At 35.8% G+C, this 24,783-nt stretch carries 16 protein-coding genes and 2 pseudogenes; 4 read left to right on the top strand and 14 right to left on the bottom strand.

Annotated elements, in window-relative coordinates; genetic code table 11:
• Positions 1-706: 706 nt before the first annotated feature.
• Complete coding sequence (locus tag AB1422_04935; protein MEW6618680.1) at positions 707-844, top strand: hypothetical protein; 138 nt, start codon at positions 707-709, stop codon at positions 842-844.
• Positions 845-914: 70 nt separating this feature from the next.
• Positions 915-1,664 carry a glycosyltransferase family 2 protein gene (locus tag AB1422_04930; protein ID MEW6618679.1) on the top strand — a complete coding sequence of 250 codons (750 nt, stop codon included), beginning with the start codon at positions 915-917 and terminating at the stop codon, positions 1,662-1,664.
• A gap of 286 nt (positions 1,665-1,950) precedes the next feature.
• On the opposite strand, the gene AB1422_04925 is transcribed toward AB1422_04930, so the two are convergent.
• Positions 1,951-6,525, bottom strand: coding sequence for a translocation/assembly module TamB domain-containing protein (locus AB1422_04925; GenBank protein MEW6618678.1), 4,575 nt, complete (start codon positions 6,523-6,525; stop codon positions 1,951-1,953).
• Between the two features lie 218 nt (positions 6,526-6,743).
• Here AB1422_04925 and AB1422_04920 point away from each other — a divergent pair.
• Positions 6,744-6,836 (top strand): annotated as a pseudogene (locus AB1422_04920) (GxxExxY protein).
• A 124-nt stretch (positions 6,837-6,960) separates the two neighbouring features.
• Here the strand turns inward: AB1422_04920 and AB1422_04915 are convergent.
• The 7 genes from AB1422_04915 to AB1422_04885 all read right to left on the bottom strand — a co-directional run bounded on the left by AB1422_04915 (position 6,961) and on the right by AB1422_04885 (position 19,040).
• Positions 6,961-8,262 carry a PorV/PorQ family protein gene (locus tag AB1422_04915; protein ID MEW6618677.1) on the bottom strand — a complete coding sequence of 434 codons (1,302 nt, stop codon included), beginning with the start codon at positions 8,260-8,262 and terminating at the stop codon, positions 6,961-6,963.
• A 23-nt stretch (positions 8,263-8,285) separates the two neighbouring features.
• The gene (locus AB1422_04910) at positions 8,286-9,491 is read right to left on the bottom strand and encodes a T9SS type A sorting domain-containing protein (protein MEW6618676.1); all 1,206 of its coding nucleotides are present in this window, start codon (positions 9,489-9,491) and stop codon (positions 8,286-8,288) included.
• Positions 9,492-9,882: 391 nt separating this feature from the next.
• Positions 9,883-10,920, bottom strand: coding sequence for a DUF11 domain-containing protein (locus AB1422_04905; GenBank protein MEW6618675.1), 1,038 nt, complete (start codon positions 10,918-10,920; stop codon positions 9,883-9,885).
• Between the two features lie 416 nt (positions 10,921-11,336).
• Entirely contained in the window at positions 11,337-12,362 is a 1,026-nt protein-coding gene (locus AB1422_04900) for a DUF11 domain-containing protein (GenBank protein MEW6618674.1), read from the bottom strand.
• Between the two features lie 544 nt (positions 12,363-12,906).
• The gene (locus tag AB1422_04895) at positions 12,907-13,899 is read right to left on the bottom strand and encodes a hypothetical protein (protein MEW6618673.1); all 993 of its coding nucleotides are present in this window, start codon (positions 13,897-13,899) and stop codon (positions 12,907-12,909) included.
• 174 nt (positions 13,900-14,073) lie between these two features.
• Positions 14,074-15,636 (bottom strand): discoidin domain-containing protein, encoded by a 1,563-nt coding sequence (locus AB1422_04890; GenBank protein MEW6618672.1) that lies wholly within the window; start codon positions 15,634-15,636, stop codon positions 14,074-14,076.
• A 368-nt stretch (positions 15,637-16,004) separates the two neighbouring features.
• Positions 16,005-19,040 carry a hypothetical protein gene (locus tag AB1422_04885; GenBank protein ID MEW6618671.1) on the bottom strand — a complete coding sequence of 1,012 codons (3,036 nt, stop codon included), beginning with the start codon at positions 19,038-19,040 and terminating at the stop codon, positions 16,005-16,007.
• Between the two features lie 437 nt (positions 19,041-19,477).
• On the opposite strand from AB1422_04885, the pseudogene AB1422_04880 reads away from it, so the two are divergent.
• A pseudogene (locus tag AB1422_04880) lies at positions 19,478-19,573 on the top strand (GxxExxY protein).
• A 44-nt stretch (positions 19,574-19,617) separates the two neighbouring features.
• On the opposite strand, the gene jag reads toward AB1422_04880, so the two are convergent.
• The 6 genes from jag to aroC form a co-directional block, all read right to left on the bottom strand.
• Positions 19,618-20,247 carry an RNA-binding cell elongation regulator Jag/EloR gene (gene jag, locus AB1422_04875; protein MEW6618670.1) on the bottom strand — a complete coding sequence of 210 codons (630 nt, stop codon included), beginning with the start codon at positions 20,245-20,247 and terminating at the stop codon, positions 19,618-19,620.
• Between the two features lie 66 nt (positions 20,248-20,313).
• Complete coding sequence (gene yidC / locus AB1422_04870; GenBank protein ID MEW6618669.1) at positions 20,314-21,912, bottom strand: membrane protein insertase YidC; 1,599 nt, start codon at positions 21,910-21,912, stop codon at positions 20,314-20,316.
• 376 nt (positions 21,913-22,288) lie between these two features.
• A complete protein-coding gene (gene yidD / locus AB1422_04865; GenBank protein MEW6618668.1) occupies positions 22,289-22,495 on the bottom strand; it encodes a membrane protein insertion efficiency factor YidD in 207 nt (68 codons plus the stop codon).
• Positions 22,467-22,844 (bottom strand): ribonuclease P protein component, encoded by a 378-nt coding sequence (rnpA, locus tag AB1422_04860; GenBank protein ID MEW6618667.1) that lies wholly within the window; start codon positions 22,842-22,844, stop codon positions 22,467-22,469. Before rnpA ends, yidD begins: the two co-directional genes overlap by 29 nt.
• A 4-nt stretch (positions 22,845-22,848) precedes the next feature.
• Entirely contained in the window at positions 22,849-22,983 is a 135-nt protein-coding gene (gene rpmH / locus AB1422_04855; GenBank protein MEW6618666.1) for a 50S ribosomal protein L34, read from the bottom strand.
• Between the two features lie 342 nt (positions 22,984-23,325).
• Positions 23,326-24,489 carry a chorismate synthase gene (gene aroC, locus AB1422_04850; GenBank protein MEW6618665.1) on the bottom strand — a complete coding sequence of 388 codons (1,164 nt, stop codon included), beginning with the start codon at positions 24,487-24,489 and terminating at the stop codon, positions 23,326-23,328.
• Between the last annotated feature and the right edge of the window lie 294 nt (positions 24,490-24,783).

Below are 24,783 nucleotides of genomic sequence, written 5' to 3'. Positions count from 1 at the left end.
CACTATAAACTATACACTATAAACCATAAACTATAAACGAGTTTTGCATTTTGCTCTTTGGAGGAAATCCCTTTTGGACACCAAATCTGCATAGATTTCACTATTAGAGTTATTTTCAGACACCACCGAAAATTCTACCTCATCCTTCATTTAATGTCCCATAGGGACAATATATCGGTAAATGGCTTTCCATAAATTTTCTACCAATATATCGTTCCTACGGAACTGATTGATTTGTCTATCTATTCCTACCGATATTATGTTCCTAACGGAACGATTATTTTTATGCCTTATTTATGGGTATTATCCTATGTAAACTTCCAGTTAATAACCGCTATAAGACACGAAGGTTAAAGGAAATACTTTAACCAATCTTCCAATAATTACGCGAAATTGTAACCGTTCAAGATATAGCCACAGAGTCACAGAGAACACAGAGGGAATATATAACCACGAATAAACACGCATAATAAAAAGATTTGTAGTGCGAGGCTTATTGCTTTTTCATAAATAGGTTCCTCTTTTGGGGAGAGCGATAGCAAGAAGAACTTTAATGTAAATATCAAAATGCAAATATCAAAATTACAATGCAAAATGCAAAAATACTTGTAAATTAACAAAGTAGCTGGAGAATATTTTGATTTTTGATTTGTAATTTTACATTTTGATGTTTGATTTTTAATTTATTTTATGGTATTCCAGAAAAGTGGAAGTTAATTTTGCAAAAACCATTAGCCTCGCTTCTGGCAAGCAGGAAAGCGAACCTAAAGGTTCGCACTACATTTATCGAATGTCAGAGGTTAATTCGTGTCCATTTGTGGCTAATTTTTCTAATTCTCTGTGAACTCTGTGGCTGAATGGTTACGCGAAATTTTCCTTGACATCTACTAAAAAATTTAGTAATATCTATCACGATGGAAAATAATACCAGACCAAAGGTTGTCATAATTATGCCGGCTTATAATGCGGCTAAAACCCTTAATATGACTTATGTGGAAATCCCCGAAGGAATAGCAGATGAAATTATCTTAGTTGATGATGCCAGTAAAGATGAAACAACTCAAGTAGCTAAGAAGCTTAATTTAAAGGTAATTACTCACCCACATAATGTTGGCTATGGTGGAAATCAAAAGACTTGTTATATGGAGGCATTAAGAGAAAAAGCAGATATAGTCATTATGCTCCACCCAGATGGTCAGTATGACCCCAGTATTCTACCTCAACTTATAGAACCAATCAAAGAAAACAAGGCAGATATGGTTTTAGGCTCCAGAATGTTAATTAAAGGCAAGGCATTAGAAGGCAAAATGCCTCTCTATAAATTTATCTCAAATAAATTTCTTACCGCTATTGAGAATTTTGTATTTCAGATGAAATTCTCTGAATGTCATACTGGTTATAGAGCCTATAGCCGAAAATTTCTTGAAACCGTTCCTTTTTTACGCAACTCAAATGATTTTGTCTTTGATACCGAGATAATTGCTCAAGCCGTCCATTTTAAATTTAAGGTTGCAGAAATTCCAGTAACAACTAAATATTTTAAAGATGCCTCTTCGGTCAATTTAAAAGTAAGTATCATTTACGGGATAAAAACCTTGATGACGCTGATTAAATACATTCTTCATCATTTAGGGCTGATTAAATGTCGGTTATTTATACCATAAACAGAAGACCTTATCTTTACGTAACCATTCATCTCACCACGGAGATACAGAGACACTGATAAGAATCTAAAGGACAAGTCTCATAATTTCATCTTTCAAAGAGGGGTAATAAACAACGAAAGGCCCGAAAGATGCGAAAAATAAAGAATGTTTTTTTCGTATTTTTCGTTGTTGTATCCCAAAATTAAATGTGATGAACTTCTATTTCAGCCCTAATTATTTGCTCTGTCCGTGCTTTTTCTAAAATTATTCTCCGTGTCTCTGTGTCTGTGCGGTGAATAGTTACTTAAAACCTTACCTCTCGTTCTATTCTCACCTCGTATTCATTCCCTTTTTCCCAGACACCCTCTGGGGTAAATTTATATTTTAGAGATGTGTTTCCGGATAGGTAGTATTCTAATCCTAATTCTTGTTTAAGTTTAAGTCGAGCGAATTCTTCTTCTTCCCATGGTTCTAATATGCCGCGATAAGTCAGATAAACATCATCAGAGATAAACTTTCCTATCTTAAATTCACTCTCTTCAAATATAGATGATGTTTTTCGTTCTTCTACCTCTTCCTGAACAGATTCCTGGAAAAGGCGGTTTAATGCCTGTGTTTTAATCTCGACATCCATACCTATAAGTTGACTGAGTTGTTTTTCAAGCGGGACTAACAAGGTGAAAACAACCTCTTTGCCCACGACCTGTTCAAATCCCAGTCTTAGAATAGTCTCCTGGTCAGTTGTTCCCAGATATTCAGTATTTCCAATAACTAAGGCGTTGATTATTTGTTCTTCATTCAACGGTGGATAACCGCCAATTGCCTGGAGTATAGGTTTTGCCTCAGTTAGATAACCTTCATAAATTAATGCAATTCGGCGTTTATCCAGCCTGGTGGTTGCATAACCTGAGAGATAAGGGAAAATATTGCCTTCTCTAAATTCAAGTGAAGCTTTTTTTATCGTAAAAAATTTGCCCAGATAATTGACCCGTCCACCTGATTGGGCATAGATGATACCTTGTGCCCAAATTTCATCTCCTTTGTTGGATACTGTAAGCCAACTACCCTTTCTTTTTATCGTTACATCAACATATTCGTTATAATATTTAACATTCTTATCCGCAGTAATCATAATCCTATCCCATTGCATCCTGCCTTCTTCTGTTTTTATTTTAGGAGGAAAAGTAAATCTGCTATTTACTATTTTTATTTCGCCACTGCCGATAGGTGCGGTAATATCTCCTTTAATTTGTATATTCACATCTATATTGCCTTCAAAAAATCCAGGTATACTTATTGGCACTGGTTCCTGAGAGTTTTTCAGACTAACATCTATACTTTTTAATGTAAATGGTGTGGTGCTTTGCATAACTAAAATACTCTCTCCAACCTTTGCCTGTAAAGAATTACTGACTATCCAATTATTGACAATTCGAATCTGTCCATTGAGATTGGTTACTCGTTTAGCAAATGGATACCTATTTAATGCACCATTAGTTATCATCAATGACCCATCAAATTGTGGTTCGTCAAAATTACCACAGATATGCAACCAGCCTTCTACTTTACCTTCTGGCCGTTTTATCTCTTTAAACCATAAAGGTAGAATCCTTAAATCAGAATTCTGCATTGCAACCCTTAAATCATACCTCTTTTCTACTAATTCGATACTACCATTAAGACTAAGCTTTTCGGCATTTGCTTTAAGTATTTTAATTTCCTCAAATTCTAATTTCTGACCGAATTTAATTCTACCTGAAAGGCTATTGGGTTCAGGTAATGGTAGGAAATTTAGTATTCCTTTTTCGTATGAAATTTGCGCCGCTAATACTTTAAGAACATCAGATTGATTTATTAATAAATTCTTAGTTGTTAATGTTCCCTTTGCTGTATCCCAGGGAGTAATTTCGCCTGTGAAATAAACTCTACCATTAAAGATAGTATTGGTGATAATGAGATTAGTCAGGGTGGCGGTGAGGATTACTTGACCATTGGGTTTTATCTCTAACTGGTATTTTTTAAAATCCACTTTTCCGCCATCGTGCTGTGTAAAATAAAGTTTTTGGAATAATAAAATCTTATCTTTGAGACTGAACTCAACCTTACCATAACGGGCATCAAAACCTGGTATATGGAAATCCTCAATATCGACCGCACATTTTAAGACTAAATTATCCAGGTTACCTTCAGCAGTCAGTTTCCCTTTTATAATTCCCTGAAGGTTTGGTAATGAGAATAAACAGGCAATAGTGCTTAATTTTTCATTGTCAATCTGGATTAGACCATTTATGTATTTATCTTTAACTCGAAATGTGCCTTGTAAGGAGGACCTGTCATTAAGTTTTACCTGCTCAATCTGAAATTCATGATTAAGATAATTAACTTTACCGGCTATTTTAGCTATCTTTTCATGTCCAATAATTATCTTTTTAGCCTCAACAGATGCCACAACAACAGGATTATCAATATCTCCTTTCACATCTCCAATGACATCAAATTCTCCTTTAAAGTTTTTAAAGTAGTCATACGGCATATCTTCATAATCCATACCCAACAAAGAAAATTTTAGGTCAAGATTACCTTTCAGAGTAAATGTCCCAAATGTAGTCAATATCCCACCGTGACTTAAAACAATACCCGATTCTTTAATGGTTACCTTCTGATGGGCATACTTAAAATCTATCTTCCCATAATCTATCAGAAAATCATTGACTTTTCCCCCGGTAAGGTTTAAAATGCCACTTAACTCGGATTTTGAAAGGTATCCTTTGAATTTAGCATCAGCGGTCAGGATTAAATCTTTATGTTTTAAATAACAGATTTTACCATCTAAATTTATAAGTGAACTGGTTAAATCTACCTCTCCTTTAGTCCAAAGATTCATTTTTTCCGGTTCATTAAAGGTAAGAGATAGGATAGAAACCTTATTTTTTATTCTTTCGAGTTTAAAATCCCCATCCACACTTCTACCATTGATTAAATTAACCTTAAATGATTTGCCAATGATAGTTGTTTTCTGCCCGAATATCTTTTTTATATCAAATTCTCCATCAAATGTTCCTTCAAAGTTTTGAGTCAATATCCCCAGGTTGACATCTTTTGTTTTAATTTGCATTGCGTAAGAAAGGGGTTGGGAAAGTGTGATTTTAGCCACAAGTTCTAATTGTTTGTTTTCAGGTGAAGTGGTAATGTTCAGGTCTGGGTGGTTATAGATTAAACTTCCCTGACAGGGAAGGTAAGATTTTTTATCAATAATAATATTTTCTGCCTTAATTTGTCCACCAATCAATCTTGTTTTCGTGCTTAATTTACCGTCAAAGGAAATATTGGCACAAACAAACCGATTGAGAAAGTTATATTCATTTAATTTACCGTTTAATAATAACGAAAAAGGCTCATCCATCTCCGCTCTTGTCCCTTTTCCTTCGATGTCTATTTTCCCTTGAGGTTGAACAATCTGTCCACTAAAGACAATAGATTTTTTATCCCCTTTAAGTTTTGCCACAATTTCATTAACTGATGGATTTTCTTGTATTTGTAATTTCAAGTCACCATTATATTGAATATCGTTTAGTTTTCCGAAGGTGGTTATTTCGCCGGTAATCGTGCCTTTTCCTAATTCTTCTTTACCTGCGAGGGTTAATAAAGGAAGTAAATTGCTCTGGTCAAATTTAGCCTTAAGGTTTAATTCTTGTTGAAGGGTTAATTTACCTGTTATTTGTGTGTTTTTGGCAATAACCAGAGAAATCTCCTCAAATCGCTTATTTTTATATCTGAATTTAGTCAGGATGGGGAATTTGTATCCTGTTTGTGTTTGATTAAGCAATTCTGCCTCTCCCATCAAACTAAAACTATGTCCGAAATCAAATTTCCCTTTAAATTTTAAGATACTTTTTAAGTTTAATTTTTTCAAATATGGGAAAATATCTCCTAAACTTTGTGGAGAAAATTTAGAAGTCCTAAACTCTATTCCCCCGGCCATATTTTTGATGTAGAAATTTTGAGTAGTAAAATCAATATCTTTGAACTTAAACTTTATCTTCTCAGCGATTATACTGTGGTTATCTTCCAGTGAGAAATTACCGGTTATATTTGTAATTGGCGGCTCAAGATGTGTTAATTTAACTACACCTTTATTTAGATATAAATTACTCTTGAATAAAGTTATATTTTTATCTTTGATTTCACCTGAGATATTTCCACTTATTTGCCCCTGTAATAAATTAACCCAGGGTGTTTTTAAAAATTCGGCATAAGGCGATAATTCCTTTTTGATAATCCGTAGGTTAAAACTCGCTGTTAAAGGAGAGGTTTGATAAATATTGCCACTGATTTTCATTTCATGTCCCAGCCGAATGTGAAAATAAGGTGGTGGCCCCTCGGGATAATAAGATAGGTAGAGGTCGGTGAGTGTAGTTTGAGTTCCGAATATCTCATCTTTAACTTTCAATGTTGCCTTTTTGATAAGGATAGTCATTGAAGGAGATTTTTTTGTTGGTTCATAGGAATCTTTAAAGATAGAGGAAACATTCCACTTTCCTGTCTTATCCCGATAAAGCTCCAGAGAAGGGTTAATAATAACTATTTTAGATACGCCGCTTTCCAATTTACCCCGCTGGATAATTGGTGTTATTAAATTGTAGTTACAGACTATTTTCTCTATTTCTGCAATAGAGTTTAGTTTTACACCCTCAAGGATGGCCTGGTCCGGGAATTTAAAATGCAGGCTTTTTATCGTGAGGTTACCATTAATCCTTTTTTCTACCTCATTAATAATCTTAGTTTTTACCCAACCTTGTGGAATGCCCTTTTGCCAGACATAGTAAATACCAATACCTGATAAAATAATGGCAATAAAGATAATTATGGGTATTCTCATACTTAAAATTATACCCTAAAATCATAAATTGTCAATAGAAAAAAGGGGAACGGTTCACTTTTGTTTGAAAACTTGCGGTTAGAAAATGGAGTTGAAATTAGAAATTAGGGGGAGAAATAAAAGCCCAATTTCTAATTTCCAATTTCAACTTTCTGTGAATGTTTACAAATGTATATCCGAAACAAATCATAGGGAAAACGATAAAATGAACCGTCCCGACATATATGAAATTGGCAAATATCAAGGTTGGTCTATTGATAAATTTCAATGTGGAAAGATTGAAAGAAGGCATAAAGAGATTTGTTCTGTAAAATCTTTGTGTCCTTCGTGCTCTTCGTGGTGAATAGTTACAATATTTTTATAATAGGCACAAATGGATATAATACCCAAAACACTCAAAAAGCAATTTCCTATCAGTTGAAGTAGATAATGTTTCTATCTTATTATAACACTCTGTTTATCTGAGCAAAATTTATTACCAGCACTATCTTTTATATATAAAATATAGAAATATGTTCCAATAGGTACTATTTGACCTTCATTGTTTCTGCCATCCCATACAATAGTAAATGGCGGTTTTCCTGACCCGACAAATATTTTGACTGATTTATCTTCAGTAGTAGTAATATTTAATTCCCAGGTTTCTATTGGGTATTTAAATCCTCCAACTCTAATATTAAAAGTAGCCATATCCTCAATCCCATCTCCATCTGGTGTTATTATACCTCTCCAATTATAAACAATTACAGTTGGCTGCATTTCTATTACTTCTGGAACAGGTGTAGGTTTTAGATCTTTGGGAATAGGTGGTATTACTTTTGGGATAGGTGGCTTTTCTTCTATTTTAGGAGCAAATTGCATAGTAAGTGAAATGCGATGAGTATTACCCAATTTATCATAGGGTACAAAGGCATAATCTAATTTATAATCCCTGAATTTAAATCCTATACCTGTACTTAAACCACCTACATCTCTACCGATTTGATACCCTATCCTGCCTATAATTGTATCTTTATATGAATATTCTGTACCTAACTTAATGCTAATGTTATCATCTATGGGTTTATCAATATCTACGGCTAAGGTAAGGTTTTTATCTAATAATTTATATCCCGCACCTAACTTAAAATTAATTGGCATAGGGTCACTTTCATCTCGAAATTTCATTCCTAAACCTAAATTTTGTATTACTGCACCTAATCTTAAATTATCTCTTTTATATAATCCACCAATATCTATGCAGTAGGAATTTGCTTTGGTAGTATCAAGACAGCCAGAGATAATTTTTAAACTTAAGCCTAATGAAATATTAGAATTTAGCTTATAACCGTATGCTAATGTAACGCAGGAGTCATAATTATTAAAACTACCACTTTCTTTTCCTAACTTATTACGTCTTATATCAGTGGTGTATAAATATAGTAGACTAACTCCATAACCACCATATTTAAGTGGTTGAGCTTGAGCTAAATACTCACTTTTAATATCTGTCACCCATTGGGTATGCATAAATAATGCCTCTTTATATTTTAACTTGCTCAACCCTGCAGGATTCCAATAGATGCTACTTACATCATCTGCTATTGAGGTAAATGCACTACCTATACCAATTGCTCTTGCACCCATCCCAATCCTTAAAAAAGCTCCACCAGTACTACCAGCACTCCCAGCATAAGTCTCTGCTACTAATACTAAAAGCAGTACTACCAACATACAACAAATTACTATTCTTCTCATTTTTAAAACCCCCTTTTAATAATTTATTTTATTAAGGTTATCTTACCGACCTTATGTCCCTTATCAGACTCAACTAAATAGATATAAATTCCACTTGCTACCTTCTCTCCTCCTTCATTTCTACCATCCCAAATCACCTCTCCATTTTGCTCGTATAATGTCCGAACTAATCTCAAATCTAAGGTATATATTTTAACCTGTGTATTAAGTGGTAATGGTCCAATAGAGATACTGTTGATTGTCGTCATATCAAACGGATTGGGATAATTAGTTACTTTGCTAATGTCTCCTACAACAATGACTATCTGTCTTTTGCCCTCAATCCAACCCATATCTGGATATTCTGTAGCAGTAATGATGAAGATACCATTATTGGTATCTTTATAATAGAAACTGACAGTATTACTTCCATTAGGAATAATAACTAATAGTGTATCATCCCATGGCCCTATATTTGAAGTAGCAAATTTACCCGTTGGAGAGGTAGAATTTAAACAAATTAAAGTATCAGTACCAACATTAACAGGATTATTATACTTATCTTGAGTCTGAATAGTAAATAAGGTTGATGGTGCATCCACTTGTATTGTTGTAATATTACTACTTAACACTATTTTACTTATAATTCCGATAGGTAATATCGTAGTAGTTATAGCATCAGTTTGAATATCAGCACTTGCTCCTATTGGCCAACCATCGCTACTGTTATGGGTATGATAATAAGAATTCTTTGCTATTGCTCTGATAACACAGTAGTCTTCTGGAGTTGAAGTTATAGGAGAGGTAACTTTGATATAATAAGAATAAGTAGTATCTGGTGGAATATTTATAGAAGGAGGAATAGAACCAGTTCCTGGATTAGATGAAACTAATCGTGCAGTCCAGGTTCCTCCAGAGCCTTGGGTTATCTCACAAGATAAGTGTATAGTATCAGTTCCATTTCCTGTATTCTTCACGGTATAGCTATAATAAACTGTCTCTCCAGGAGAAATACTTAACCCTACACCTGTGAGATTAGTAAGTGAGAGTTCATACACCTGTCCTACTGGAAAACTTACAACATTGCAGACATTATGTTCTTTATTATTATAACTTAAGATAACATTATCTCCACCATTGGTAACGATAGTTCCTGCTGGAGTAAGCTGAGCAGATACAATAGGAGCTTGCAAAGATACTAATATAGTACAAATAGTTATCATTACCTGATAGAATTTTGTCTTTTTCATTTTCTTTAACCTATCCTTTTTTATGACCGTGGTAAATTTAACCACAGATTCACCCAGATTAACACTGATAAATCTATAAATAATCTGTGTTTATATATTTGTTAATCTTTTTTCCCTTTTTCCTTCATTACATCCTCTTACAAGCACAATGGTAGCTTCTAAAAGACACTCCAAGCCTCTTCTGGATACAAAGACACCTTTGTCCCTTCATTGCACGCAGTCCTCCACTCTAAGTCGATTTTTCTAACATCGACAATCTCTCTTTTTGTCAAGATATAAATCTCGACCTCCAATACTATTTTAGGCACACTAAGCTCTCTACAAATTGGACACAACTATAGTTTTGATACTGCATACACCAGTTATGACTTTTTTAACCCTCATCTTTTAACTACTTGATGTATACTCTAAAGAATAATCTTCCCTCTGCATTAGGTCTAACATCACCCAGTTTAAATGTTACTGCGCCAGTAGTGGTAATGTTCCAATTTGCACAAGGTGGTGATTCTGAACCATCATCATCATCATCAGCCTTATCATATTCAGCACTTTCATAGGTAGCGCCTGAAGTCCCTATTCTCATTGTCTCCGGAGCATAAGTTGTATGAGCTGGAATTATATCAGTAATTGTCACATCTGTTGCTGTGGCTGCACCCTCATTGCGGTAGGTAATCATGTAAGTTATCGTCCCACCTGGTACATATGAGTTACTACCTCCATATCCTGTTGGTGTTCCGTATGAATAAATAGTTTTGGTCAGAGTTATCACTGCTGACTGTGCTGTAGTTGTTCTTGTGTCGCTGAGCAAGTCTAATCCACCGTATATCCAATTACCAACCGTATATGTCCCACCATCGGCAGTAGTAGTTGTTGTTATACTTACCGTCCCTTTATCACCATTTTGTGCCGTAGCTGATATTGATACTCTGACTGCAAATGTGCCAACAGCATCTTCAGCTAAGGTAATAGTAGTCGTCGCAACACCATTTACTCGAATTTCGGCAGTCCAACCACTTGGCAAACTGGTAGTACCTAAGGTTAAGTTAAAGGTATCTGCGGCATTCCCCTTGTTATCTAGAGTATAGATATACTCTACCGTTCCATTGGGTATACCATCCTTATCTGCCGGGACAGTCCAGCTACCACCGTATATCTGTCCTACTGTGATAGAGATATTCGTGGTGGTAGTTCTGGTGTTACCACCTATTACATAGGTAGCAGTTGCCATGTTAAGTATCTGTGTATTTGCAGTCGTCCCACTCGTCCCTACTTGTGCATTAACTGTCTCTGGTGCTAAAACCATCATCAGCCCTAAGCTTAGCACAGCTAATAAGAAACCTTTTTGCATTTTGCTTTTTGCATTTTGCATTTCTTTATCACCTCCTTTCTTTCTAAAATTTTCTACATTTTGTTTTTTTGAAATTGCCATTTTTTATCTACCTCCTTTCTTCTTGACAATGGCAAAATATATATTATCCCTTTTATTTATAAGGGGTTAAATGGATAAACATTCTACTCTTTGTGTGTAAGGGGAAATTAGGGGAAAGGGGATTTTTTTCATCTTCTTCCCTTTTTCCTTCATTACATCCTCTTACAAGCACAATGGTAGCTTCTCAAAGACACTCCAAGCCTCTTCTGGATACAAAGACACCTTTGTCCCTTCATTGCACGCAGTCCTCCACTCTAAGTCGATTTTTCTAACATCGACAATCTCTCTTTTTGTCAAGATATAAATCTCGACCTACAATACTATTTTACGCACACTAATCTCTCTACAAATTGGACACAACTATAGTTTTGATACTGCATACACCAGCTATGACTTTTTTAACCCTCATCTTTTAACTACTTGATGTATACTCTAAAGAATAATCTTCCCTCTGCATTAGGTCTAACATCACCCAGTTTAAATGTTACTGCACCAGTAGTGGTAATGTTCCAATTTGCACAAGGTGGTGATTCTCCATCATCATCATCTTCGACATTAGCACTTTCATAGGTAGCGCCTGAAGTCCCTATTCTCATTGTCTCCGGAGCATAAGTTGTATGAGCTGGGATTATATCAGTAATTGTCACATCTGTTGCTGTGGCTGCACCCTCATTGCGGTAGGTAATCATGTAAGTTATCGTCCCACCTGGTATATATGAGTTACTACCTTCATATCCTGTTGGTGTTCCGTATGAATAAATAGTTTTGGTCAGAGTTATCACTGCTGACTGTGCTGTAGTTGTTCTTGTGTCGCTGAGCAAGTCTAACCCGCCGTATATCCAATTACCAACCGTATATGTCCCACCATCGTCAGTAGTAGTTGTTGTTATACTTACCGTCCCTTTATCACCATTTTGTGCCGTAGCTGATATTGATACTCTGACTGCAAATGTGCCAACAGCATCTTCAGCTAAGGTAAGAGTAGTCGTCGCAACACCATTTACTCGAATTTCGGCAGTCCAACCGCTTGGCAAACTGGTAGTACCTAAGGTTAAGTTAAAGGTATCTGCGGCATTCCCCTCGTTATCTAGAATATAGATATACTCTACCGTTCCATTGGGTATACCATCCTTATCTGCCGGGACAGTCCAGCTACCACCGTATATCTGTCCTACTGTGATAGAGATATTCGTGGTGGTAGTTCTGGTGTTACCACCTATTACATAGGTAGCAGTTGCCATGTTAAGTATCTGTGTATTTGCAGTCGTCCCACTCGTCCCTACTTGTGCATTAACTGTCTCTGGTGCTAAAACCATCATCAGCCCTAAGCTTAGCACAGCTAATGAGAAACCTTTTTGCATTTTGCATTTTGCATTTTGCATTCCTTTATCACCTCCTTTCTTTTTAAGATTTTCCCCATTTTGTCTTTTTGAAATTGCCATTTTTTATCTACCTCCTTTCTTTTTGACAATGGCAAAATATATATTATCCCTTTTATTTATAAGGGGTTAAAATGGATAAACATTCTACTCTCTGTGTGTAATCTGTGAGGCGTGTCCGGTATCCGTGTCCGTAATTAGGCTAAAGGTTTTTTCTCCTGTTGTCCTCTGCCCTCTGCCTTCTGCCCTCTGCCTTCTGCCCTCTGCCTTCTGCCCTCTGTCCTCTGCCCTCTGCCTTCTGCCCTCTGTCCTCTGCTATTTATCCGTGTTAATCTGTGGTGGAATAATTACTGAATAGTTACCATATTTTTTCTTCGTGGGCTTTGTGTCCTTCGTGGTTTATCTTAACTGCACAGGTCGCAATTATGCCTCTAAAAAGTTACACTTAGAGATAGTCCTACCTTTATATTTGTCCTTTGATGCACAAAGATAGTTTTAGACACTTTTATCCTTTTGGGAAGACAATTCTACCATTCATACAGCAGACACAAGTATAGAGTTATATAAGTTATGAGTTTTTTTTTAACTATCTACTTTTAACTCTCAATTACTTAATGTACACTCTAAAGTATAGTTTTACTGTTTCAGCTGGCTCAATAGTGTCAATTTCAAATCGTACTATCTGATTACTATCGTTCCAATCAGCATCCCAAGTACCTTGGTTATCATATCCATCGGTCTTCGTGCCAGCAGTATTGTAAGTATCACCTGCAGTACCCATTCTTAATGTTCCCGTAGCATAACTCGTATGTAGTGGTAACTTGTCAGTAATTGTCACAGAGCCTGCTGTATAAGAACCAGCATTGTAGCAGGTGATAATATAGGTTATCGTTCCACCTGGTACATAGCGGTTATTACCCAGATACCCTGTTGGTGTAGCATACTCCATACTCTTGGTTAAGGTTACAACAGCGGCTAAAGCAGTAGTTGTTCCCCGATGAGTAAGAGTATCTGCCCCACCGTAAATCCAATTACCAACTGTGTATGTCCCACCATCATCCGTAGTTGTGCCAGTTACAATCACCGCGCCTGTCTCAAGATTTGCTGCCGTCCCTGATATGGTTACTCTAACCGTAAATGTTCCCTCTGCATCTTCAGCTAAGGTAATAGTAGTCGTCGCCACACCATCTTTTAGAATCTCCGCTGTCCAGCCGACTAGCAATCCAGTAGTATTCAGTGACAGGTAAAAGGTATCAGCAGCGTTACCTTTATTCTCCAGTGTATAGAGATAGTCTACTGCCGCACCCGGTGTATCTGTCCCATTTTCAGGAAGAGTACCCCATTCTCCACCGTATATCTGTTCTACAACACGAGTTAACACTGATGCAGTAGTTGAGGTTCTTCCTACACTACCAACCATATAGGTGACTACAATGTCTCCCGCCTGGTCTGCTATACCAATAGTACCTGTATCAGTACCATTGATAATCTCTGAGCCTGCGGTAGTACCACTGGTACCTACTTGTGCATCTGCTGTCTTTGGGGCTAAAATCATCATTAGCCCTAAGCTTAGCACAGCTAATAAGAAACCTTTTTGCATTTTGCATTTTGCATTTCTTTATCACCTCCTTTCTTTTTAAGATTTTTCCTTTCCATTTCCGACCTTGCCATTTTTTATCTACCTCCTTTCTTTTTAAGATTCTTTTTGTCTCTTTGCCTATTTTCTTGAAAAGGCAAAAATATGTTATCCCTGTTAAGGGGTTAATTTTACAGTTTACTCACCTCCTCCTTTCCAAATACCATAGACCTTTAATTCCATCAACTGCACAAATCTCCATTCCTTGTGCTTATGGTAATAAACACTACCTTTAGCTATAAATAGCTGTACATACTGTGCCTCCACTCCATCACATGGTGTACTGACAATCTTCATTGGATCTCCAGTATCAGACCTACCATTTACACCATCATCACCACTAATTCCTGTATCAATAATAGTCCAGTCAGTACCGTCCAAACTTACTTTAATGGTATAATCTTGACTATATGCTAAACTTCGCCAATAGGCAATTATCTTATCAATAGGATACTTTTTACCAATGTCAATGATTACATATTGGTCTTCCAAAGTAATATCACCAGAGGTAGCCATGCCTGTAAAATAGCTTGTTGAGTCATCTGTCACACGAGAGATAAATTCTGTCTTTTGTGAAATATATCTTTTATCAGGACAATGAATAAATGTACCTGTTACTGACTTTCTTAAGGCAATGTTATTCTCTAATGTAGTAAATGTAATATCTTTTGAGACTATTCTATGCCCAAATTCATCTTTTGCACTTATTTCAAAATGATATACTGTACTTGGTCTAAGACTACTCAACTCTGCATTATGAGTAAGTAGAAGATTTTTATTTATCAAGATACCTTTTTTATAATTGGTATCTGTTCCATACCTAAGTTCTGAGGTGGTTGGTACATTAGTTATCCAGTTTATAACAGTAGTTGTTTCAGATACTTGTGATACTTCAATACTTGAGAATAATGGTAATGGAATACCCGTAGTAGTAAAGGTATGGGAATCGGATAAAGTTAAATTTCCATAATAATCCTTTGCTGTTATTTGATAGTAATAGGTAGTTCCTGGAAGTAAGTTTTTCAAGCGTATGTTATGGTCAGTTTCAGAAGCGAGGCTTAGTGAGATATTCTTCTTATTCTCATAAGTAGGAGTATACTGTACCTGTCCCGTAGTTTCTATATTCGTTTTCCACAAAATTTTAACACTATTATCCGTAATATCAGTAGCGGTTATTTCATCAATCTGAACATTCATTTCAGTGGCAGGGAAGACCTGTAATTCTGCTACTTGGCTTTCTTTAATTACACCACTTAACCCTTTAGGAATAAATAGCTGTATATATTGAGCAGCTATTCCTTCACATGATGTATCTTTTATAATCATATTCCCTTTTACTTCACCCGTTGTTCCATCCATATCTCTTGCAACTTTAGTCCAATTGATGAAATCCATGCTTGTCTTTATTTGATAGTTACTGCTAACTCTTTCTTTATCCCAAAATATCCTTACTAAATTGATGTAATAAGGCTTGCCCAGGTCAATGATTAAATATTGGGAAGATACAGTAACATCTTGAGAAGTAGCTAAAGACTCATTATTGCCGTCAGTGGCATTTGTTTTGTGTTCAAAACTACCGATTACTGATTTATGCAAGGCAATATTAGTCTTGCTACTCATGGAATTGTCTTTTCCAAAAGCAATATCTATATTCAGGAAGGTGGTAAAGATTAAAAATATTAGTAATTTTTGGTCAGGCATGATTTTTTTCTCCTTTCGTTGGTAGTGACCGCATTATGGCTTTTGCAAAAGTGTGTTCCCTTTTGGGAGTGCGGTGGCTTGCCACCGCTTTGAGCAAAGCGAAAGCAAGTTTTCGTACTCCATATAGCAGTTATTAGTCAAAATTTTACTCAGGGTGAATAAGTAAAAAATCCCAAATCTCAAGCATCAAATCTCAAATAAGCACCAAATTTCAAGTACTAAATACCAAACTATGGGAGTAATGTTTTGAATTTTGGTCATTCGAATTTGTTTGGAATTTGGAATTTGTGATTTGGAATTCCATAGCCATATCTGGCTCAAATTTCGATTAATAAGTGCTATATTATTAATTACTACAAACGATTACTTTAGTCAACTCTAATCTTAAAGTAAAGCCTGCCTGATGCACCAACAGGAATACTCCCAAGTTCAAATGTTACTGCTTGGGAACTACTTACATTCCAGTCTGCACTACCACCAGATTCTATATCTTTTGCATCTGTCTTAGGGGTAGCACTTTCATAAGTAGAGCCTGATGTTCCTATCCTCAAGCTATTAGTAGCATAGCTGGCATAATTCATTAGTTTATCTGTAATAGTAACCGAACCTGCAGTATCATTACCATTGTTAGTATATGTAATGATATATATTATAGTAGCTCCGGGGACAGTATTTGTCCCGCTATCCCATGTATGATTAATAATCATATCTTTAGTCACGATAATATTTGCGTCGATAATAGTAAATCCATCAGTCAGGGTGCCTGATTGACCATCAGGATTTATTACCACTACACTCCAGACTCCAGGTTGTGCACCTGTTAGGTCAAATATAGCAGTCAGTGTTCCAGAGCTTATGAATGTAGTAGTTCCAATAATATCAGGTTGACCAGCACGAGTTAAGGTAGCAGTAGCACCTGATTGGAAGTTAGTTCCAGTAATAGTAGTAGATAGGGTTCCTGTATTTACACCAGTATTTGGGATGATTGAACTGACTGTAGGTGGAGCGTTAATATAAAAATTTTGAATAGTTGACCAACTTGATTCTGCTAATTCATCATCAACCGTCTTTATCGCATAGTACCAATATGTCTTATTAGCTAATGTATTAGTTATTGTAGATATGCATACTCCATCTAATGTGGTATATTCATAATCGTAGTTTGTAATAACCTCCCCATCATCATCAAGTCTTAAAACATAATGTAATGTATCGGGTATATCAGCAGGATCAGGATCAGAGGCATAATTCCATCTTATGGTTGGAGTCTGTGTAGTAGAAGTAGTACCTTGAGATGGAAAGAATCCAGTAGTAGGTGGATTAGGAGGATTATTAGCCGCATCTATATTGAAGAAATAAGTTGTATCATCATCCATTACCACGGCTGCTAAATTCTGTGCCCCGGAAACTAATATAGTTGCTACGCCATCGCCAGTAGTAGAAATAATAGGATTATTGTTGTAGACAATATAGGTATCATTAGTATTGGTAGTAGTTGACCAACTTCCACCAGTACATGGTTGAGGTCCAGTAGGTCCTTGAGGATCGTAGGTTACGGTAGGCTCTACACCTGTATCCATACTCTCGCTAAATACTATTTTAAACTCTAAGCCACCTACTGGCTGCACTCCAGTAGGATCAGGGGTTACAGTGAGACTATTGATTACAGGTTTAAATAAGGTTACAATTACATCATCAAAATGTGAATGGCACTGATAATTATATAACCCAATTCTTCCGGAAGAGAAAGTTCTTGGTGACTCTAAATAATTTATTCTTTCTACATCATTAACATAACATTTTATCCTTACGCCACTACCTTCATCTTGAACTTCCACTTTGAAGGTATACCAGACATCAGGAGTAAGGGTATACGATACATTCCTAAGATTACTCCAGGAACCATCTTCTATTCTATATAAATATAACCGTTTATAACTTCCTCCGATATAGTATAAAAGATAGAGATTGTATTGGTCTGTAGCTCTAAAACAAATTCCTAGACGTTCAGGGGATGTCCCTTCTATTAATTTACATCTTGCTTGATATGAATAATCTGACCAGGTAGTTCTTCCTGCAAAGGAGAATGCACTTTCCCATTTTGATGTATAGGCGCTATACTCCTGACTTTCAACCCACCATATAGGTTGTATACCTTCAAATTCCCAGTTAATTGCAGGACCATTTGGTTCTGTAAAGGTATCTTCAAATAAAATAGTACCCGTAGGAATGGAGGTTACTTTTACATCATCAAAATGGTTATGACTCTGATAAGTATATAGCCCAATTCTTCCGGATGAGAATGTTTTTGGGTTTTCGAGGACATTTATTTGCTCTACATTATTAACATAACATTTTATTCTTACACCAGCACCTTCATCTTGGACTTCAACTCTAAATGTATACCACTCATTAAAATTAAGATTATAGGGTTGTTTCCTGCCAAGATATGTCCACGCACCATTTCTTCTTACATATAAATCTAATTGTTGGTAACTTCCGCCTAAGAAACGAAACCGATAGAGATTATATCTATCAGTAGCTCTAAAAACAATTCCTATACGCTCTGGGGAGACTCCTTCTATTAATTTACATCTTGCCTCATAAGAATAATTAGTCCAAGAGGTATTCCCTGCAAAGGTATAACCTTCTTGATTTGCAGAGGCAAAGCCACTATACTCTTGCTCTTCGATCTCCCATTTAACTATAGGTTCTACGGGCTCCCAGTTACCTGCAGGACCATCTGGCTCTGTAAAGGTATCTTCAAATAGAGGACTACCTCCGGGGGAGATAACAATCACATCATCAAAATGAGTATGGCTTTGCCAATTATATAAACCAATTCTACCGGAAGAGAAAGTTCTTGGTGCCTCTAAATAATTTATTTGTTCTACATCATTAACATAACATTTTATCCTTACACCCGAACCTTCATCTTGAATTTCTACTTTAAAGGTATACCATGTATTAAAATTAATAGTATATGGTTTTGTGGCACCAAGTTGAGTCCATTGTCCTTCTTTTCTTACATATAAATCTAACCATTGATATGTCCCTCCTAAGAAACGAAACCGATATAGATTATTAGGATCAGTAGCTCTAAAAACAATTCCTATTCTTTCAGGAGAAACACCCTCTATTAATTTACATCTTACTTGAAAGGTATAATCAGTCCATCTTTTATCACCCGTAAAGGTATAACATGGTTCATCTGCTGCGGAACAACCACTATATTCTTTACTCTCAATCTGCCATACTCCCCATCTATGGTTAGGTTCCCAATTCTTTGCAGGACCATCTGGCTGAGTGAAGCTATCTTGAAATTGTTCTGCATTAATACATTTAGGTATTAAAAGTATGAGTAATATTATCCATAAGATTAATATATTATCTTTCCTTTTCATAACTACTTACAGATTCTCATAATTTAAAGTATTCCCCGCCCCAAAAATATTATCTTAATTTCTACTATCGCTTATAACTATAAATAGAGAAAGTAATTAGTTAAATTTTTTACTTTTTATCGATTTTTTACATTATAACCCTTTAAGCCATTATTGTCAAGGAAAAATCTCGCTAAAGGGAGCCAAAGAGGAAGTTTTAAGATTAGCCGAATGTTATGTGATAAAGACCGATGTAATACGTCAGTTATTTGGGGAAATGAACATTAACCTGCGGAGGACAAAGCAATGAAAATAGTAGGCAAGTAGGTAGTAGGTAAGTAGGAAAGGGATAAAGGATGTGCACAGTATTCCTCTTCTGGGGGCAATGTCTCCCCCTTTCCTACTTTCCTACTCTCCTACTTCCTACTTTCAGGAGAATCCCCCATTTCACTGACCCATTACCATATATGAAATTGGCAAATATCAAGGTTGGTCTATTGATAAATTTCAATGTGGAAAGATTGAAAGAAGGCATAAAGAGATTTGTTCTGTAACACCTCCGTGTCCTTCGTGCTCTTCGTGGTGAATAGTTACCTCATTATTTAGGTAAAATTACCACTCTTCGTTCTATTCCCTCACCGACGCTTTCTGTTTTTACCTGAGGATGATTTTGTAATGTTGAGTGAATAACATATCGTTCCTGGGACGGCATTGGTTCTAATTCAATCTTCTGTCTTGTTTTAATAACATCTTGAGCCGTTTTTCTGGCTAAACCAATCAGGACATCAGCTCGTCTAATACGGTAGTCTTCAGTATCGACAACAATTCTTTTTTTGAGTTCTCCGCCACTTTTCTGATTAGATATCAAAGTAACAATTTCTTGAAGGGCATTAAGTGTTTGTCCTCGTTTGCCAATAAGAATAGCCGCATCATCAGTTTTAATTTCTAAATTGACTATTTCCGGTGTCTCTTTTATAATTACCTCTGCTTTTATCTCCATTAATTCTAAAATCCGACTTAATATTTCTTTACTCAATTCGCCGATTCCACTGTTTTTAAAAAGACTTACCTTCACCTTAACCAATTTTGATGCTCCAAAACCAAATAATCCTTTATTTTCTTCCTCCATTACTTCAATCTTGACCTCTTCTTTTGCCGCACCTAAAGTTTTCAATGCCTTCTCAATTGCCTCATCAGCCGTTTTTCCTGTTTCCTCTACAAATCTCATAATTTTTACCTCCTATTTTTTGGTAACTGGTAACTGGTTAAATGGTAATAAGTTACCAATTACCAGTTACTTTTCTATTCCTTTATTAATTAAATATTGCTCACCGATAGTGAGTATATTTTGAATCAGCCAGTATAAAACTAAACCAACCGGGAAACTCAAGAAGATAAATGTAAAAAATATAGTCATCAGTTGTCCTATTTTAGCCTGATTAGGGTCTGTTGTTGGAGTCATTTTTTGTTGGATAAACATTGTTGCCCCCATTAAAATTGGCAGGATAAAAAATGGGTCTTGTGAAGATAAATCCTGCCAGATAAGAAAATTCGCCCCTCTTAATTCTATACACTGTTTCAAGGCATTAAATAAGGCAAAAAATACCGGCATTTGCAAAAGCATTGGCAAACAGCCACCTAAGGGATTAACCTTATATCTTTTATAAAGCTCCATCATCTCACGATTTAAGGTTTCTTTGTCTTCTTTATGTTTTTCCTTTAATTTCTCTAATTCAGGATGAAGTGCCTTCATTTTCTTTTGCATATCTTTCATTATGATAAAATTTTTCCTGGTCAATGGATGGAGTAAAATTTTAATAATAAAGGTTAAAAGAATAATAGCAATTCCATAATTATGAGTCAGGTTATAAAGTTTTTTTAAGATAAAACGGATTACTCCGGCTAAAACATCTATTCCTGTTAATCTTTCTGCCCCAAAGGTTAATGATTTTAGAATATCTATATCCTTGGGTCCACCATAAATCCTAAAATTAAAAGAGCAAGTTTTGCCAGGCAAAAGATGGACTTCAGGAATGACTAAACCCATTATTAATTGGCCATCGAGTTTTTTTGTAAATATAGCCTTTTCAACAAATTTAGTTGGTAGCAAGATATTTAAGAAATATTGACTCTCGCAAGCTATCCAACCGATTTTACCCTCTTTTATCCTGACAGAATCTTCTGGTGTGGTAGGGGGAATTAATCCTATTGCAGACAACATCCCATCTAAAAATCCTTTAGATTTATGTTGAATTTTTTCCATTTTACCATCGAGGAAACACTCTTGACCAAGAATAGTTGAATGAGAGGCGGTAGCATAACGAGGATTGGCAGGAACTTCCCATTGCAATAACAAATCTTGCTTTTCGAGAGGAATCTCTGAATTATTTACGACCTTTATATGGACATCTATGGCATAAGAATCAGGGTAAAAAGAAAATTGTTTAATTACTTCTACCTGCGGCATATTTACAACCTGATAAACAAATTCCTTTATCCCATTGTCTAATGTTGAAAAGTTAGTCGTGATAAGCTCATTATTCCCTAATAAAATAGTTAACGAAGGATTACCCTGTGGATTAACCAATTCTACCAGGTCAGTGTTTTTCTCTTTGAATTGAAATAATTTCCAGCTGCTAATTTTTCCATCAGGACTTAATTTTATCGCGGTTAAATTTGTTCTGATTAATAATTCCTCTTCCTTGATTTTCACTCCAGGTTTTTCTATCTCTTGAACCGTAGTTTTTTTCGGTAATAATTTAAGGATTTCTTCCTTTTTTATTGGCTTTTTAACTAAATTTTGTCTTTTTACCGTCTCATTGTAATAAAATAAATTATACAAGAAAAGGACTAAAACAGACAGGACAATAGCTAATAACAATCGTTTTTCCATTTAAGATATTATCTCCCTTTAATTTGGTAATTGGTAACTGGTAATTGGTAACTGGTAACTGGTAATTGGTGAATGGTAATTATAGTTTATATCGCTATAAATTGTGATTAATTAACTCAAATCTCAAAACGCAAAACTCAAAGCTACAACTCAAATCTCAAAACTATTTTTCTTGTGGATTTTCGCAGGCTTTCCAGGAATCTTAGATTCTTTAACTTCAATTCAGAATGGCATTGAATCAGTTTTAAGGTTTTGAGTTTCAGTTTTGAGTTTTGACATTTAACTTTTGAGTTAATTTTTACGAAAATTGCTTACCAAAGAATCACAAATTGTTACCTTGCAGAGTATACTTAAATGGTTACCAGTTACCAATTCTTCAGGCAGGGTCGTAGCCCCCAGGATGAAAAGGGTGACATTTCAAAAGTCTCAAACCAGCCCGCCATAACCCTTTCATCACTCCATACCTGGTAATTGCCTCATAAGTATAATGAGAGCAACTTGGGAAAAATCTACAGGTAGGAAGAAAGAGGATAGATATATATTGTTGATATATCTTAATTAATAAAAGTATGCTTTTTCTTATCATCCAATCCTGCCCTTTTGAATAAACTTAACAGTTCCCTTTCTACATCTTTAAAATTAAGTAATTCAACAGATTCGTTTTTTAGCACAACAACCAGGTCAACTCCACCAATCAAGCTATTTTTGTTTAATCGATATGCCTCTCGTAATAATCTTTTAATACGATTTCTTTTAACTGCCTTACCAATTTTCTTGCGACTAATAGAAAAACCTATTCTTGTTAGAGAGTTAGAAGTGGGCATGACAAATAGAATCAAGTTTTTACTATGATACCTTTTTCCGCTGGTATAGACATTTTGAAAATCCTTAGTTTGCAGTAGTCGTTCTTTTTTAGTAAATTTATAATCCATAGCCTTATGGAGTTAATCTGGTGCGGTCTTTAGCTCGTCTTCTTTTTAAAACCTTTCTTCCACCCACAGTGCTCATTCTTTCCCTAAATCCATGTGTTCTTGCCTTTTTTCGATTAGAAGGCTGAAAAGTTCTTTTCATCAAAAATCTCCTCTCTTTGCGTAACCGTTCAGGTAGTCCTTTACCGCAGAGACGCAGAGGAACAGAGAAGATATAGAAATAAATTAGCTCACATAAAAGATTATTGATGCAGACATGGAAATACTTCTGACCTGCTTGCCGAATGTTTAGCAGGCAAGCCAGATTTGTTAATCCATCCCTGATGAAAATCAGGGATGTTAAGCGTCTCGTCCATAGATTTTAATTTTTTTCTCTGCGTCTCTGTGTCTCTGCGGTGAACAGTTACCTCTTTGCAAAATTCGTATTAAACACCTACATAATATTTTATCGTAAATCTCCTTTTCTGTCAAGAAAAAGTTTTATTTATACTTTTTTAACATATTCTATGTAATTATGGTAATTTTTTTTCATTTCATCCAAGCTATCGCCGCCGAATTTTTCTTGCATGGCTTTACATAATTCAATAGCCACAACAGATTCTCCAACTACAGACGCAGAAGGCACAGCACAGACATCTGAGCGTTCATAACTTGCTATAGTTGGTTCTTTGGTTTGGAAATTAACTGAGGCAAGTGGTTTTCTTAAAGTTGGAATAGGCTTCATCACTGCCCGTAAAACAATCGGTTGGCCATTGGTTACACCACCTTCTAATCCACCCGCATGATTTGTCTTTCTGAAAAAACCTCTGGTTTTGCTGTAAAATATTTCATCATGAACCTTTGAGCCAGGTGTTTTCGCACATTCAAACCCTAATCCTATTTCTATGCCTTTAATTGCAGGAATACTCATCACGGCACAGGCTAATCGGGCATCAAGCCGTTTATCCCATTGTGAATAACTCCCTAAACCAATTGGAACACCAATCGCCATAACTTCAAATACTCCGCCGACAGTATCACCTTCTTTTTTTGCCTCCTCAATCAATTTAATCATCTCTGTTTCTGCCTCTTTATCCGCACATCGTAAAAGTGAGATTAAAACTCTTTCTTTGAGCACCTCAAAATTTTTTTCCTCAAGTTTTGCCTGGATATCTCCTATTTGAAGGACATAGCTGAGTAACTGGATATTAAATTCACGCAGAAGTGTTTTGGCAATAGCGGCTACGGCAACCCTGGCCGCAGTTTCGCGGGCACTGGCTCTTTCTAAGACATTCCGCAGGTCTTTGTGTCCATATTTTATCGCTCCGGCTAAATCTGCATGTCCTGGTCGCGGTGAAATAGCCGTTTCTTCAAACTCAAACTCAGATTCCATCGTAGGACTCATTACCTTTTCCCAATTTTCCCAATCTTTATTTGGAATAATCAGAGTAATTGGGCTACCCAGTGTAAGATTATGCCTTATTCCGGACAGAACTTCCACATAGTCTTTTTCTATCAGCATTCTCTCCCCGCGGCCAAATCCCACCTGTCTTTCTCTTAGTTGGTCATTAATTTCATCGATATTTATCTTTAGATTAGCCGGTATCCCTTCAATAATTACGAGTAAACTTTTCCCGTGTGATTCACCAGCAGTTAAATATTGTAGCATTTTATCCTCAAAATATTTCGACCTGGAGGGCCTTTCGAGGTCTGACCCACTATCTTTCTCTAGCTACATTTTATCAAATTTTAACCAATATGTCAATCAAAATTTGTAACCGTCAGGCACAGAGGCACACGAATTAACCTCTGACATCCCATAAATGTAGTGCGAATCTTATTGCTTTTTCATAAATAGGTTCCTCTTTTGGGGAGAGCGATAGCAAGAAGAACTTTAATGTAAATATCAAAATGCAAATATCAAAATTACAATGCAAAATGCAAAAATACTTGTAAATTAACA

Source organism: bacterium, assembly GCA_040757115.1.
In the GTDB taxonomy this organism is placed as follows: domain Bacteria; phylum UBA9089; class CG2-30-40-21; order CG2-30-40-21; family SBAY01; genus JBFLXS01.
This window is presented reverse-complemented; position numbering and strand designations above follow the sequence as displayed.

Coding starts and splice junctions, on each gene's coding strand:
- AB1422_04925 (MEW6618678.1), bottom strand. CDS start 6,525: ATGAGAATACCCATAATTATCTTTATTGCCATTATTTTATCAGGTATT.
- aroC (MEW6618665.1), bottom strand. CDS start 24,489: ATGCTACAATATTTAACTGCTGGTGAATCACACGGGAAAAGTTTACTC.
- rnpA (MEW6618667.1), bottom strand. CDS start 22,844: ATGGATTATAAATTTACTAAAAAAGAACGACTACTGCAAACTAAGGAT.
- jag (MEW6618670.1), bottom strand. CDS start 20,247: ATGAGATTTGTAGAGGAAACAGGAAAAACGGCTGATGAGGCAATTGAG.
- AB1422_04930 (MEW6618679.1), top strand. CDS start 915: ATGGAAAATAATACCAGACCAAAGGTTGTCATAATTATGCCGGCTTAT.
- AB1422_04915 (MEW6618677.1), bottom strand. CDS start 8,262: ATGAGAAGAATAGTAATTTGTTGTATGTTGGTAGTACTGCTTTTAGTA.
- AB1422_04905 (MEW6618675.1), bottom strand. CDS start 10,920: ATGGCAATTTCAAAAAAACAAAATGTAGAAAATTTTAGAAAGAAAGGA.
- AB1422_04885 (MEW6618671.1), bottom strand. CDS start 19,040: ATGAAAAGGAAAGATAATATATTAATCTTATGGATAATATTACTCATA.
- AB1422_04895 (MEW6618673.1), bottom strand. CDS start 13,899: ATGCAAAAAGGTTTCTTATTAGCTGTGCTAAGCTTAGGGCTAATGATG.
- yidC (MEW6618669.1), bottom strand. CDS start 21,912: ATGGAAAAACGATTGTTATTAGCTATTGTCCTGTCTGTTTTAGTCCTT.
- AB1422_04890 (MEW6618672.1), bottom strand. CDS start 15,636: ATGCCTGACCAAAAATTACTAATATTTTTAATCTTTACCACCTTCCTG.
- AB1422_04910 (MEW6618676.1), bottom strand. CDS start 9,491: ATGAAAAAGACAAAATTCTATCAGGTAATGATAACTATTTGTACTATA.
- rpmH (MEW6618666.1), bottom strand. CDS start 22,983: ATGAAAAGAACTTTTCAGCCTTCTAATCGAAAAAAGGCAAGAACACAT.
- AB1422_04900 (MEW6618674.1), bottom strand. CDS start 12,362: ATGGCAATTTCAAAAAGACAAAATGGGGAAAATCTTAAAAAGAAAGGA.